Here is a 14,745-nt window from a genome sequence, read left to right as displayed (position 1 = left end):
AATTATTATAATGATTCTAGTACTACCATATTTTCTTCAATAATTAGTCTTCTATCTCCATCAGAGTTAGAATTGCCATTTATTGCTCTTCCAGGGCTTTCAAAACCTCTCATTGACCATTTAACTTTCCCTCCAGTTTCCCATATAAAAATTTTATTATTGCTAGAAAAAAAGGTTATTTCAATTACTTTGTCGTTAAATTCTTGCTGATTTGAAACCCATGGTATCCATATTTCTTCATTCGAAACCTCGTTTGGTCTTAACGAAATATTATCTTGATCTTTATTTTCTCTTTTTACAATTCCAATGGGACCATTGGTTTTGTTAACTATCGATTTAATTGCTGTAATAGACATAATTATTTTAGTGTTTTTATTTTCCCTACTCATATAGCTTTTCGGTTCCGCCCCGTTTGGATGGTTTCTGGTCTCCATTTGATTGCTGTTATTTGCATAACTTTTTTGACATGTCATTGTTTATTTGGTCATTAACAACATTGTAAAATTCCTCATTTCAAACCAAAAAAAAATCCCCAACAATGGGGATTTTTTGTATCATTAGCTCTAAATATTCAAAATTAGTAAACTTCATCAGGATTACTTATATCTTGTTCTTTCTTATTTTTGTCTCTAGGGTCAAGTCCAAATTTATTTACTCCTTTTGTTCCTGGGTATAAACAAAGAATTAAAATTATTATTTCAAATATTATTGGAATAAATAGTAGTAAACAATACCAACCTGGGAAACGACAATCTTGAAGTCGTTTGTACGTTAAATAAAATTCTAAAGAAAATAAAACAATAAGAAACACTAATAAAATAAACATTTCGCTTTTTTTTACTGAATAGCCTGAATACATTGGGTAATAGATAAAAACATCATAAAGTATTATAAAAACGGATTGGCAAAGAATTTGCCATAAAATATAGTTTGTACGTCTCATACGTCCTTTTGGAAGGGATAAATTCTTGAGCTTTTTCATGTGATTTAATTTAGGATTTAAGTTATCGTTTCAATTTGTATTTCTGATTCTGTAAAACATTCAATTATTTAATATTTCTATTCAAAAAAACATCAATTGGAATGTTTTATACTCTATTAAAAAAAACTCTCAATAAAGTTACTAAATGGTAAAATTCTTCATTTCAAACCATAAAAAAATCCCCAACAATGGGGATTTTATAATGCAATCAAAAAAAATTAGAAATCATACTTTCGCTCTACCGCAAATCTAATTAAATCGGTCTTGCCATAAATGTTCATTTTTTTGATGATGTTTTTGCGGTGCGTATCTACTGTGCTCTTACCAATAAAAAGGATATCCGCTATTTCTTGAGACGTTTTTCCTTCGCCCACAAGTCGCAAAATTTCTTTTTCGCGAGAGCTCAAAACAATTTCGTCTTTGGTTATCGAATCTTTGGTGGCTATCGCATCATCGAAAAAAGTTTTGTTTTTGTGTACTTCACGAATGGCTTCCAACACTTTTTTTAAAGAAGAGTTTTTCATAATATAACCCGATGCACCTGCTTGTTTCATTTGACTTACAGCTTCGGATTGGTCAAACATACTAAAAGCAATTACTTTTATTTCTGGAAACTCCTTTTTGATAATTTTTGTTGCCGTTATGCCATCGCATTTGGGCATACGTATATCGGTGATAACAAGGTTTGGACGCTTTTTTCGAACCAAATCCAAGAGCATTTCGCCATCTAGTGCTTCTCCAACCACACAAATATCGTCTTCGTATTCCAAAGACAATTTAATACCGTCAATCAATGCTTGGTGATCTTCGGCTATAACAATTGTAATCATAAGGGTAGGTCTATAATTATGGTGGTTCCATTACTAATTTTGGAATCTATAGTAAAAGTACCACCCATTTGTTCTACTTTTTTCTCTATGCTTTTGAGTCCTATTCCGTCGCTATTGCGAATTACTTTCGTATCAAAACCTTTTCCGTTGTCTTCAATCATTAAATTGATTTCTGATGTATTGTCCTGAGTAAGATAAATGTTTATTTCGGTAGCTTGAGCGTGTTTGATACTATTGGTACACAATTCCTGTATGATTCTAAAAAGGGTAACTTCTACCTGATTTTCCAAACGCTCACTCAGTCCAAAAGGAATTACATTGACCGTAAGTAGTTCTAAAACGCTCATTTTTTCTGCCATTTTTTTTACAGAAAGTAACAATCCATCACCAGCAACAACCCCAAGATTTTTAAGATGTGCAATGTTGCGTACTTTTTGGTAGGCTTCTTCTATTAAATCATCGGTTTTGTTGTATAAATTGTTTTCTTGACTAGAAAAATATTCTTTTTGTCTCTTTAGGTTTTGAAAATTCAATTTTAGTGTCGCCAACATGCTCCCAAGATTATCATGAAGCTCATTAGCTATTTTATGACGCTCTTTTTCTTGACTTTCCAGCATAACATCTATAGCATGTAGTTCATGATCTTTGAGTGTTTTTTCTAATTTTTGCTGTTCTATTAATCGATCTTGATCGGCTATTTTCTTTTTTCTTGAAAAATTTTTGTAAATTAAAGTAGCAATTATGATACTGGCTAAAAGTAATAAGATTATCGAAAAAGTAATTTTTTGGTTGAAATTCAATTTGTTTTTTAAACTATTATTTTCGATTTCCTTAGCTTTAGTTTCGTATTTTGTCTTTATTTCATTGATTGCAATATTTTGATTTTGAACTTCTAAACTATCTCTAAAAATATTTGCTTTTTCAAGATAAGCCAATGCTTTTTTGGGGTCATTATTGGCTTTGTAATATTGATTCAAAAAAGTATTAATTGAAAATTTTATATCATTCACATTATTGAGAATCTTAATACTATCGGCACTATGTAGTAATTGAATGGCTTGGGTATAATTTTTCTTTTTAGAAAAAGAGGATGCCTGATTGATATAATTGTAACAAATATTATCTTGCTCTTGATGTGTGATTAAATAAGGTAAGTCTTTTTTTAGATAATACAAAGCCGAATCGGGTATTCCTTTTATTTCATTATACAATACCGCCAAATTATTGTAGGCAAAAGATTTTTGTTTCTCATTATTTAATTTTTTACTCAAAAACAATGCTTTTTGAAAAAGAGCAATACTCTCATTAGCTTCTAATTGATTAATTTTCATCGAAGCAATATTCAAATAACCTTTTACCTTAATATGGGGATTTGAACAAGAATTATAATATTTCAGTGACTCATTTATATAAGATTTATAATCAATAGTATTATTTTTTAACGATTTTAAAAGATAAACAATTTTTAAATTGATGGACATAGCTACGTCAACACTATCCAATTGGATGTAAATCCCTTTTGATAACAAATATTCTTTATAAGATTCATCATTTTTAAGCAACATGGCTAGCGCATCTGCTTTCAGTTGATGTGAGTAGGCTTTGTCTAATTTTTTAGAAAGTGAATTTTCTAAAATTTTACACTTTAAAATGACTTCCTGATATTCTTTATTAATATATTTTTTATTTAAATCTAGTAATCTTTTATCATATTGTGCCAAAGTATTATTCGTTTGCAAAAAGCAAACGAATAATATCGGTATATTTTTTAAATTAGTCATTATTCAACTAAAGGACCACGTATTACCCCAGTCCCAACCGCAACGGGTCTGTCTTTGTGCAATAAATCGTTATAAAAATGTTCAATAATTTTTTCAACTTCGTTTGTAACTTCATTGCAATTAATGACCATAACATTGCCATCTTGTGTGCTTACATTAAAACCTGTACTACCATTGTATCGTTTTAATTGTTTGATTTTAAACTTATGATTGTATTTTTTCGTTGTTTGATCGCTTTCGGCAATTACAACTTCGGGTTTTACCAAAATTACGACACCATTTACTTTTGGGTTTGAAATGTCATAATGTTCAAAAAAATCAAAGTCATTTTCTGTAACTTCTGCGGGCAGGTTTATATCATAATCAATATCTCCATTTTTAGTAAATGTACCACTACCTTCATATAATCTTGTGCTGTTAATTTTCATGTTTTTATATTTAAAATTTGAATTCAAAATTCTGAAGTTGAAATATAAAAAAAATCCCTAACAATGGGTATTTTATCTGTTCATAAAAATGTTTTTTTTTTAATGTAAAATTTACACTATTAGATAGAATAAAAAAGTGCTTCCAATTCTAGAAACACTTGTTTTTCTTTTATACATTTAATAAAACTCTAAAAAGTATTGTGATAAAACTTACTAAATTTTTTCTTGTAGCGATTTAATCTCGTCTCTCAATCTGGCCGCTTGCATAAAATCTAAATCTTTTGCGGCTTTTTCCATCGCTTTTCGTTTTTCACGAATGCGTTTTTCGATTTCAGGCTTGCTTAGATATTCGGTTTCAGGTTCTGCTGCTATATTTCCAGAAGTGTAACCCAATTCGTAATCTACCAAAGGATTTTTGGTAAATGCAGATTCAATTTTTTTGTTCAATGCCATTGGCACAACATTGTTTTGGGTATTGAAATTAATTTGCTTGGTTCTGCGATAATTGGTTTCATCGATGGTTTTTTGCATACTTGCCGTGATTTTATCAGCATACATAATTGCTTTTCCATTCAAATTTCTTGCCGCACGACCTATTGTTTGGGTTAATGAGCGATGACTTCTTAAAAAACCTTCTTTGTCAGCATCGAGAATTGCTACTAATGAAACTTCTGGTAAATCTAAACCTTCACGAAGTAAGTTGACTCCAATTAAAACATCGAAAATTCCTTTTCGTAAATCTTGCATAATTTCTATTCGTTCCAGTGTATCTACTTCAGAATGAATATAACGACAACGAATATTAACTTTTGTTAGATATTTAGCCAATTCTTCTGCCATTCTTTTAGTTAAGGTAGTTACTAAAACACGTTCGTCAATTTCTGCACGGACTTGTATCTCTTCTATTAAGTCATCAATTTGGTTTAAACTAGGACGAATTTCTATAATTGGATCTAATAAACCTGTTGGGCGAATAACTTGCTCGACGACGACACCATCAGTTTTTTGTAATTCGTAATCGGCTGGAGTTGCCGAAACATAAATTACTTGGTTTTGCATCGATTCGAATTCATCAAATTTTAATGGACGATTGTCCATAGCTGCGGGTAAGCGAAAACCATATTCGACTAAATTTTCTTTACGAGAACGGTCACCTCCATACATAGCATGAACTTGAGAAAGTGTTACGTGGCTTTCGTCAACAACCATCAGATAATCTTTTGGAAAATAATCTAACAAGCAAAAAGGTCTTGTTCCGGATAATCTTCCGTCAAGGTAACGAGAGTAATTTTCGATCCCAGAGCAATAACCTAATTCTCGAATCATTTCTAAATCGAAATTGGTTCGTTCTTCTAATCTTTTTGCTTCGAGATGTTTGCCAATTTCCTTAAAATAATCGACTTGTTTAACCAAATCTTGCTGAATTTCCCATATTGCATTTTGTAAAACATCAGGAGATGTCACAAACATATTGGCAGGATAAATGGTCAGTTTTTCAAATTTTTCAATTACTTGAGATGTTTTTACATCAAAACTTTCAATTTCTTCGATTTCATCTCCAAAAAAATGAATTCTAAACGCATCATCAGCATAACTTGGGTAAACATCGACAGTATCTCCTTTTATTCTAAAATTACCAGGATTAAAATCCATTTCAGTTCTCGAATACAAACTTTGAACCAATTGATGCAATAGCTTAGTTCTGGAAATCATTTGTCCTTTTTCTATAGGAATCACATTTTTTTGAAATTCGACAGGATTTCCAATTCCGTAAAGACAAGAAACAGATGAAATTACAATAATATCTCTACGGCCAGATAGGAGAGAGGATACCGTACTCATTCGCATTTTTTCTAACTCCTCATTGATAGATAAATCTTTCTCGATAAAAACACCAGTTACAGGCATAAATGCTTCGGGCTGATAATAATCGTAGTAAGAGACAAAGTATTCCACCGCATTGTTTGGAAAAAATTGTTTAAATTCAGAGTATAGTTGTGCTGCCAGTGTTTTATTGTGTGCTAGAACTAATGTTGGTCTTTGTACTTCTTCAATTACATTAGCAACTGTAAAAGTTTTCCCAGAACCTGTAACACCTAATAAAGTTTGATATTTTTCTTCATCAAGAATCCCTTTCGAAAGTTTTTCGATGGCTTGTGGCTGATCGCCTTTTGGTTTGTAATCAGATACTACTTGGAAGTTCATTTATTTGAAATGAAGTGTTAAACTACAAAGATAATGAGATTTTATTCAAAAAGGTGATGCGTATTTTTTTGAATTGTAAAATTTATTTATAGAAATAATTTAATAGTTTATTCTTATTTTTACAGAATGAAAAAAAGTCTATTATTTCTTCTTGCAATTGTATTTGTGGGTTGTTCGCATAAAGTTGATATTTCAAAAATTGATGCTATAAATGGTTATTGGCAAATTAGTAAAGTTATAGATGGTGAAGGAAATAAAAAAGAGTATCCTATAAATGAGACTTATGATTATTTTCAGATAAAGAATAATAAAGGTTTTCATAAAAAAGTACTTTGGCAACCAGACGGAACTTTTTTAGTTAATGATTTGCAGGAAGATTTAAATATTTTTGTAAAAAAGGATGATGTTGTTTTGGATTTTTCTTCAAAATTCGGCAAACATCAGGATAGATTAGAATCTATTTCAGACGAAGAAATGATTATAGTTTCTAAGGAAGCAGTAAAATTTTATTACAGTAAAGTCATTTTAAATTCCGACGATAAGAATGGCAAAACGAACTAGCAATCAGAGTTTAGTTGGAGATATTTTAAACCAAATTATCAAAACTAATAAGCTTGAAACGGGATTAAATCAAGTTTCTGTTGTAGATGCATGGAAAAATCTAATGGGAAACGGTGTAAATAATTATACTAAAAGTGTTGCTTTACGAAACGAAACATTATATGTCGAATTAAGTTCTGCGGTGCTTCGAGAAGAATTAAGTTATGGAAAAGAGAAAATCATCAAAATGATAAATGAGGAAATAGGAAAAGAAGTTATAAAAGCAGTAGTTCTTAGATGATTGCTAAGCAGAAAATATAAATAGTAAATCTCAACTTTATAGCAAATAACAAAAAAAGCCGTTCCTAAAATAATTGGAACGGCTTTTTATATTAATCTTTTACACCAAGTTTAGTTAGAATATCTTCCATCAAACACCATTTTGTAATGGACGATTGCAAAAGATTCGCTCCTACAAAGGCAGTAAACCATAACCAATTTGGGCTTACATAAATAGACAATACTAAACTGAGGAGTACAAAACTTCCTGCAATAGCTCTGATGATTCTATTTTTCATAATATTAATTTTTTATTAATTAGATTTTTCAATATTTAGTACTGCAACATAAATAGTAGATAAGCTTTCTTGTTTTTTATTAAAATCGTTTACCAGTTCAAAAAGCAGGTCTACATTTTCTTTTTTTACAAAAGCATAATAGAGAATAGATTCATTTTCATTTATTTCGCTTCCAAACCAATTACTATCAATCGATTCTTCCGAAGTGTCATTAAATCCTTTTACTTCTTTGTAAGTAAAGGTTTTTACACTGGCTTGTTTTAGCATTTTTTTGATGTCTTTGTCAAAATCTGCAATAGCTGTTATTATAAGTAGTTTCATAGAAATATCAATTAATAATTTATGAATTAGGGATGTCGTTATTTATTTCTTCAACAGTTTTTTCCCATTTTTTTCTTTCAGTTACATAATAAATAATAGGCACCACTAACAAGGTCAATATCGTAGAAACAATCGCTCCAAATACCAACGAAATAGCTAATCCTTGAAATATCGGATCAAATAATATGATAGAAGCTCCAATTACAACTGCTCCTGTGGTTAGTAAGATTGGTGTAGTTCTAACTGCACCTGCTTCAATAATAGCTTGTTTTAAAGGAATTCCATCGTTGAGTCGGATTTCAATAAAGTCGATGAGCAAGACAGAGTTCCTTACCATTACTCCAGCCAAAGCAATCATTCCTATAAAAGAGGTTGCTGTAAAAAATGCACCTAACAACCAGTGTCCAAATACAATTCCTATTAATGATAGTGGTATTGCCATCATCATCACCATTGGGGTTTTAAAATTTTGGAACCAACCTACAATCAACATATAAATAATTACAATTACGACCATAAAGGCAACTCCTAAATCACGGAAAACTTCTAGTGTAATTTGCCATTCTCCGTCCCATTTTACGGTAAAATCACTTTCGTCTGATGGTTGATCCATATACAACTCATTGACTTTATAGCCTTTTGGCAAGTGCATTTTTTGGAGTTTTTCATTCATTCCTAAAATGGCATATACAGGACTTTCTAACGCTCCAGCCATATCGGCAGTTACATAAACTACACGTTTTTGATCTTTTCTGTAAATAGTTTTTTGTAAAGTATCTTTAACCACTTTAACTAAATCGCTTACAGGAACTACATTGCCACGACTGCCTTTGATTTTCAGATTTTCGATGTCTTGTAATGAAGTTTTGTCTTTATCGTCGAGTGAAAGAACAATACCTACATTGTCATTGGAATTTTCATCATATAAATTAGAAACAGGGTATTCTTTTAATATATAAGTTAAATTTCCAATGATTTGCTGAGGTGCAATTCCGTTAAGCATGGCTTTTTCTTTATCTACTTCAAGTTTATATTCCGTTTGATTGTCTTCGGTCATCCAATCGACATCTACAATATCTGAAGTAGTTTCTAAAATACCTTTCACTTGATTGGCAACTTTGATTTGGTCTTTGTAATTAGGTCCATAAATCTCGGCAACCAAAGTAGATAATACTGGTGGTCCTGGTGGAACTTCGATAATTTTTACATTGGCACCATATTTTTTAGCAATTTTTTGAACTTCAGGACGAACTATTTTAGCAATGCCATGACTTTGTAAGTCACGATTTTCCTTGTGCAACAAATTTACCTGAATGTCTGCTATATTACTTCCGCCACGTAAATCGTAATGACGTACTAATCCGTTGAAGGTAATAGGAGCTGATGTTCCTATATAGTTTTGATAATTCACCACTTCTGGAACAATAGAAAGATATTGCGCAATTTCTTGAGTCACTGCGGCTGTTCTTTCTAAAGTGGTTCCTTCAGGCATATCAATTACTACTTGGAATTCGTTTTTATTATCAAAAGGCAACATTTTCACAATCACTGATTTGGTAAAAAACATCATCACCGAACCTATTAAAAGCAACATAGTTATTCCGACTAAAATGCGTCTTTTTTTGCTACTTTCTAATAAAGGACGTTCTAATTTGTTGTAGATTTTATATACCCAATTGGTTTCTAAACCTTGTTCCTCTTTATGTTTTTGTTCGTCTTTTTCTTGTAATAAATGATAACCCAAATAAGGAGTTACAGTCAATGCAACAAATAACGAAAGTAACATCGCAATCGAAGCTCCAATCGGCATCGGACTCATATAAGGCCCCATCATTCCTGATACAAAAGCCATAGGTAAAATTGCAGCAATAACCGTAAATGTGGCTAAAATAGTTGGATTTCCTACTTCATTTATAGCATAAATAGCAGCTTGTTTGAACGGTAATCGCTTCATTTTGAAATGACGGTGCATGTTTTCCGCAATGATAATACTATCATCGACCACAATTCCTACCACAAAAACCAAAGCAAAAAGCGTAATTCTATTTAAAGTATAACCTAATAAATAATAAGCAAACAATGTTAAGGCAAAGGTTAAAGGAACAGAGAAGAAAACGACCAATCCGCCACGCCATCCCATAGCCAATATTACTAAAAAGGTAACGGCTATAATGGCTATTCCTAAGTGCATTAATAATTCTCCTACTTTATCTGAAGCTGTTTCTCCGTAATTACGAGTTACTTCTACGTGTACATCATCGGTGATAATAGTTTTCTTAAGTTGCTCTACGCGCTCTAATATCTTTTCTGATATTTTCATCGCATCAGCACCTTTTACTTTTCCGATAGAAATAGTCACGGCAGGATATTCTGATTTTGAAGTTTTGAATTTATCGTTGGTTTTGCCATATCCAAAAGAAACATAACTACTTGGTGTAGAAGGTCCGTCTTCTACTTTTGCTACTTGTTTTAAATAAACTGGTAAATTAGCATTGACACCTACTACTAAATTCTCAACATCTTCTGATGATTTTAGAAATTGTCCTGTAGTTACCAAATATTCTTTGTCATTATTAACAAAGCTTCCCGATTGCGAACTTCCATTATTGGCTTGAATCATTTGCATAATTCCCAAGGCATCCATACCGTTTTCTGCCATTTTATCTTTGTCCAAAACTACTTTTACTTGGCGGTTTCTTCCTCCAATTTCTCTAGTAATGGCAACATCTTTCACTTTCTCAATTTCAGATGTTACTTCTTCAGCAATTTGACGGATTTCAAAATCATCTAATTTATCACTCCAAAGTGTTAATCCCAACATTGGAACATCGTCAATAGAGCGTGTTTTTACTATTGGTTTGTACACACCTTGTGGAAACATATTTTCGTGTTTCGCCAATTCGTCATATAATTTCACATACGAACGTTCTACATCTTGACCAACATAAAACTGAACAATCAATACTGCTTGTCCGTTCATAGTCATACTATGTACGTGTTCAACACCTTTTATATTGGATAGAATTTTTTCTAATGGTTTTACGACACGACTTTCTACTTCGGTTGGATTAGCACCTGGATAACCCACCATGACATCGGCCATGGGAACATTTATTTGTGGTTCTTCTTCACGCGGAATTAAGAACGAACTGTATACGCCAATTATCATCAAACCTACCATTAACAGAATGGTCAATTTCGAATTGATGAAAAAGTGAGCTATTTTACCTGATATACCTTCTTGCATGATTTTTTGTTTAAAGTTTAAGGTTTAAAAGCTTAAAGTTGTTTTCCAACCAAACCTGAAACCTGTGACTGTTTACTGAATACTAACTTTAGCTCCGTTGTATAATTTGCCTTCTGCTGAAACTATATATTGCTCGTTAGATGATAATCCGGATAAAACTTCGACTTGATTCCCGAATGATTTTCCAATTCGCAACCATCTTAAAATGGCCGTGTTTCCGCTTCCTATAGTGTAAATTCCAGTTAGTTGACCTTGTTTTACTAAAGCGCTTTCAGGAATTAATACTTTGCCAGATTGTTTTGTTGAGGTTTGAATTTGATTAGCAACAGGGAATTGCACATTGACAAACATTCCTGATAATACTTTGCTTCCAGTAGTGTTTAAGTTAATTTTTACTAAATATTGTCCACCAGTATTTTTTGCCGAACCACTTACTTCTGAAACTTTTCCAGATAATTCTTGATTAGTTGATTTTACTAAAATTTTTACGCTCATTCCATTTTTAATCGATGTGATGTCACTTTCCGACACCATAGCGGTAACTTGCAAACGAGAAGCACCTTCAATACTTACTAATGGCATTCCTGGATTTGCCATATCGCCTTCTTTTACAAACGTATTGGTTACTTCTCCAGAGAAAGGAGCTGTAATATTGGAGTAAGAAAACTGCGCCATTACTTCGTTACGCATTTGTTTTGCACCTTCTAAACCTGCTTTTGCCATTTCGTAGCGTGAAGTCATATCGTCTAGTTCTTTTTGCGAAGCACTTTGTTGATTGAATAATGCAGTGAATCGATCATAATCTTTTTTAGCATTGTTAAAAGCTGCAGTTGCTTGTAAAATAGAAGCATCTACTTGTGCTTTTTTGGCTTGTAAATCGGTGTTGTTTACGCTTACTAATAATTGGCCAGCACCAATTTTTTGTCCAACTTTTACGTGAACTTTTGTAATATAACCCATCATTCTGGTAGAAACATTGGCGCTGTTTTCGGCTTCAATTTTTCCGCTTGCAGTTACGAAAGGCGAATTATTATCGGCAGAAATTCCGCTTACTTTTACAGCAATTGCAGGAGTATTATTTGTGATTTCGGTTTTCTCTTTTCCACAAGAAAGGAATAAAGTAAGAGAAAGTACTATACTTGGTAAAAATATTTTTTTCATAATTATCTTGTTAAAAATTGTAAGTATTGTTTAGTAAAATTATATTCGAAAACCGATTGCAAGTATTCTAATTCTTTTTGGATCATTTGTGTTTCGGATTGTAATAAATCGGTTGTTTTTTCTAATCCCTGGGTGAAACGATTTTGACGTATTCTATACGCTTCTTGAGATTGTTCGAAAGCTAATTTTGATAAGTTTACTTTGTTTTCAGCATCTTTCAATTGGCGATTGGTTTTGTTTAAATCCAATTGACTTTGCGCTTTGTATTGCTGAGTTTCGATTTCTGATTTTTGAAAATCGGCTTTGGCTTTTTCCATTTTTCCAATAGATTTATAACCATCAAACAAGCTCCAAGATAATTGAGCACCAACTAAGTAGCCTTTTGCACTTGTGCCAAATAAAGTACGATCATACAACTCATAACTTCCAAAAGCGTTTAACCTAGGAAAGAAATTCATTTTACTCGATTGAAGCATTTTTTGATAGGCCTCTGTCGATTTATTCATGGCCTGAATATCTTTTCTGTTATCAGATAACTGAGTGTTTACAACTTCTATCGATATGGTATTGTCTAATTCTTCGATAGGTTTAAATACTTTATTTGTGGTATCTTCATTAAGAAGAAAGCCTAAATAGTCGGAAGCATTTTGAATATTACTTTTCGCGTATTGTAACTGATTTGTGATTTCATTGACACGAACTTGAACATTAAGCAAATCGGTTTTTTGCAACATTCCTTGTTTAAAATAGTTTTCGACAAGTTTTAAGTTGGCTTTGCCAGTTACATCTGCTTTTTCTAAAACTTTTATCGCTTTGTAAGCCAATTGTAATTGCATAAATGCCTTAGAAACATTAAGTTCTAAATATTCTTTTGTGCGTTCAGTTTGCAATTGAAACGCTTCCATTTTAGATTTTGCAGCTTGTCTTCCGTAAATCCCATCGATATTAATTAATGGTTGTTGGATTTCAAATTTGGTTGCAAAATTTTGTGTTTTAGCGGGATTATTCAACATATCAGGATTAAAATCTGAAGCAGTTAGTATTTCCTGATTTAATTTAGAACCAAAAGCCATCAAAGGATTTGTTGTAGAAATTGCAGTGTGTGAAGCAGTAATACTAGGTAAGAATAGTGAATTGGATTGTCTATAATCTGCTTGTGCAGATTTGTAATCCTGATTTGCAATCTTAATTTGCAGGTTTTTATCAGATGCTTTTTGCCAAATATCTTTTTTAGAAATCGTTAAAGTATCCTGACTATAACCAATAGTTGAAATGGAAATTGTTCCTAATAGTACTATTAAATTTATTTTCTTCATAATTGTATCTCTGAATTATGGAGCAAATATATAGTGCGAAAAATGGGAACTTAGTAACAAATATCACATAGATAAAAAAAAAGTGCGTTTGATAATTCAAACACACTTTATAATAATTAATTCATAAAAACATTATGATTTCATTTCTGCTTTTTTAGCAGAACAGCATCCCCCTTTTTTCTCTGCTGCACAAGATTTTTTCTCTTCTGCTGAGCAAGTTTTTTCGGTTTTAGCTTTTCCTTTTTTAGCTGGTTTTGTTTCTTGAGCATTAATAGTCATAGTAAACAATAAAGTAGCTAATGATAATATTGAAATTACTTTTTTCATTTTGATATATTTTATATTAATTTTTTTAATTTTTGTTGTATTCTTTCTAAGTTTCAAATAAAATTTCGGGTGGTTGCCAAATGTTGTTTTTATAATTTTTCACAAGAGCTTTTTTATAATATAAATTTTCTTTTTTTTCTTTTTTAAAATTTCTATTTAAAGAAATATTTTGAATTTGGCATAAAATAAATTGGCTTGGACTAAAGCTAGTACATAGAATGCATTTATCTTTTTGACAACTATTTTGTGTGTTAGATTCTTTTTTTTGACAAGAAGATTCGCATTTTTGAGCAAAATGTTTTTTTATTATACTAATAGTTGGTGCAGCTGTTAGTGCAAATAAATAAAAACATAATATAGTAACCCATAACTTCATAATATCAAATGTAGAAAAAAAATAATTTTAAAAGTAAGATTTTTTAATCTTGTGTAATTTTTAACATTCTTCTTGTTTTTTAGTTACTTTTCTCTAAAATGATTTTAATAATTTCATCTTTAGACAAAATACCCGATTGTCTCCACAATTGTTTTCCGTTTTGATATAAAATCATTGTAGGAACGCCTCTAACTTGATATTTAGCAGCTAATTCTTGGTTTTTATCAACATCAATTTTAATGATGGAGATACGATCGCCAATACTGTCTTTTACTTGTTTTAAAATTGGAGCTAGCATTTGACAAGGACCACACCATGTTCCAAAAAAATCTATTAAAATAGGTTTTTCGGAATTTATAATATCGTGAAAAGTATCATTCATTTTTACTTTTTTTAGGGTTAGGAATTGTGCAACCGTTTTGGCCACAGCCTAAATTGAAAATTACTTGAAACAAGAAAAACAATCCAAAAGCGATAAAAAACCATTGGCCAGTTGTATATGCTTGACTAAATAAAAATAGTGCAAAAGCTAATCGTGCCCAACGCATTAGATGCCAATTTGTAAATAGTAATTGTTTCATTTTTACTTGTTTAGTAATTGATCTATTTTGTTCCAAGTACCACCATTAATGACATTTGTAAAACCATTTTGT

General features: G+C 31.4%; 16 protein-coding genes. 2 read left to right on the top strand and 14 right to left on the bottom strand.

Annotation, left to right across the window (positions count from 1 at the left end):
• Positions 1 to 5: 5 nt before the first annotated feature.
• From ACKVOV_RS13090 to uvrB, 6 genes are all read right to left on the bottom strand, one after another.
• Positions 6 to 473 (bottom strand): hypothetical protein, encoded by a 468-nt coding sequence (locus ACKVOV_RS13090; RefSeq protein ID WP_409207206.1) that lies wholly within the window; start codon positions 471 to 473, stop codon positions 6 to 8.
• 104 nt (positions 474 to 577) lie between these two features.
• Positions 578 to 982 (bottom strand): DUF805 domain-containing protein, encoded by a 405-nt coding sequence (locus ACKVOV_RS13085; RefSeq protein WP_409207205.1) that lies wholly within the window; start codon positions 980 to 982, stop codon positions 578 to 580.
• 218 nt (positions 983 to 1,200) lie between these two features.
• On the bottom strand, positions 1,201 to 1,812 hold the full coding sequence (locus tag ACKVOV_RS13080) for a response regulator (protein ID WP_409207204.1): 612 nt from the start codon (positions 1,810 to 1,812) through the stop codon (positions 1,201 to 1,203).
• Entirely contained in the window at positions 1,809 to 3,551 is a 1,743-nt protein-coding gene (locus ACKVOV_RS13075) for a sensor histidine kinase (protein ID WP_409207203.1), read from the bottom strand. The genes ACKVOV_RS13080 and ACKVOV_RS13075 overlap by 4 nt, the downstream gene beginning before the upstream one ends.
• A 41-nt stretch (positions 3,552 to 3,592) precedes the next feature.
• Positions 3,593 to 4,021 carry a hypothetical protein gene (locus ACKVOV_RS13070; protein WP_409207202.1) on the bottom strand — a complete coding sequence of 143 codons (429 nt, stop codon included), beginning with the start codon at positions 4,019 to 4,021 and terminating at the stop codon, positions 3,593 to 3,595.
• A gap of 213 nt (positions 4,022 to 4,234) precedes the next feature.
• Entirely contained in the window at positions 4,235 to 6,226 is a 1,992-nt protein-coding gene (gene uvrB / locus ACKVOV_RS13065; RefSeq protein ID WP_409207201.1) for an excinuclease ABC subunit UvrB, read from the bottom strand.
• 126 nt (positions 6,227 to 6,352) lie between these two features.
• On the opposite strand from uvrB, the gene ACKVOV_RS13060 reads away from it, so the two are divergent.
• Positions 6,353 to 6,787: a lipocalin family protein gene (locus ACKVOV_RS13060; protein ID WP_409207200.1), complete on the top strand. Its 435-nt coding sequence runs from the start codon at positions 6,353 to 6,355 to the stop codon at positions 6,785 to 6,787.
• Positions 6,771 to 7,067 (top strand): DUF721 domain-containing protein, encoded by a 297-nt coding sequence (locus ACKVOV_RS13055; RefSeq protein WP_409207199.1) that lies wholly within the window; start codon positions 6,771 to 6,773, stop codon positions 7,065 to 7,067. Before ACKVOV_RS13060 ends, ACKVOV_RS13055 begins: the two co-directional genes overlap by 17 nt.
• Positions 7,068 to 7,158: 91 nt before the next feature.
• Here ACKVOV_RS13055 and ACKVOV_RS13050 read toward each other — a convergent pair whose 3' ends face one another.
• The 8 genes from ACKVOV_RS13050 to ACKVOV_RS13015 all read right to left on the bottom strand — a co-directional run bounded on the left by ACKVOV_RS13050 (position 7,159) and on the right by ACKVOV_RS13015 (position 14,673).
• Positions 7,159 to 7,344: a DUF2892 domain-containing protein gene (locus ACKVOV_RS13050; protein ID WP_409207198.1), complete on the bottom strand. Its 186-nt coding sequence runs from the start codon at positions 7,342 to 7,344 to the stop codon at positions 7,159 to 7,161.
• A 15-nt stretch (positions 7,345 to 7,359) separates the two neighbouring features.
• A complete protein-coding gene (locus ACKVOV_RS13045; protein ID WP_409207197.1) occupies positions 7,360 to 7,665 on the bottom strand; it encodes a hypothetical protein in 306 nt (101 codons plus the stop codon).
• 19 nt (positions 7,666 to 7,684) lie between these two features.
• The gene (locus tag ACKVOV_RS13040; RefSeq protein WP_409207196.1) at positions 7,685 to 10,912 is read right to left on the bottom strand and encodes an efflux RND transporter permease subunit; all 3,228 of its coding nucleotides are present in this window, start codon (positions 10,910 to 10,912) and stop codon (positions 7,685 to 7,687) included.
• 72 nt (positions 10,913 to 10,984) lie between these two features.
• On the bottom strand, positions 10,985 to 12,073 hold the full coding sequence (locus tag ACKVOV_RS13035; RefSeq protein WP_409207195.1) for an efflux RND transporter periplasmic adaptor subunit: 1,089 nt from the start codon (positions 12,071 to 12,073) through the stop codon (positions 10,985 to 10,987).
• Positions 12,074 to 12,075: 2 nt separating this feature from the next.
• Entirely contained in the window at positions 12,076 to 13,389 is a 1,314-nt protein-coding gene (locus tag ACKVOV_RS13030) for a TolC family protein (RefSeq protein ID WP_409207194.1), read from the bottom strand.
• Positions 13,390 to 13,521: 132 nt separating this feature from the next.
• Positions 13,522 to 13,716 carry a hypothetical protein gene (locus ACKVOV_RS13025; protein ID WP_409207193.1) on the bottom strand — a complete coding sequence of 65 codons (195 nt, stop codon included), beginning with the start codon at positions 13,714 to 13,716 and terminating at the stop codon, positions 13,522 to 13,524.
• Between the two features lie 455 nt (positions 13,717 to 14,171).
• Positions 14,172 to 14,474, bottom strand: a complete 303-nt coding sequence (trxA, locus tag ACKVOV_RS13020) for a thioredoxin (RefSeq protein WP_409207192.1) — start codon at positions 14,472 to 14,474, stop codon at positions 14,172 to 14,174.
• A complete protein-coding gene (locus ACKVOV_RS13015; protein ID WP_409207191.1) occupies positions 14,467 to 14,673 on the bottom strand; it encodes a hypothetical protein in 207 nt (68 codons plus the stop codon). The genes trxA and ACKVOV_RS13015 overlap by 8 nt, the downstream gene beginning before the upstream one ends.
• Between the last annotated feature and the right edge of the window lie 72 nt (positions 14,674 to 14,745).

Origin of the sequence: Flavobacterium sp. (assembly GCF_046153165.1) — a bacterium.
Taxonomy (GTDB): Bacteria; Bacteroidota; Bacteroidia; order Flavobacteriales; family Flavobacteriaceae; genus Flavobacterium.
This window is presented reverse-complemented; position numbering and strand designations above follow the sequence as displayed.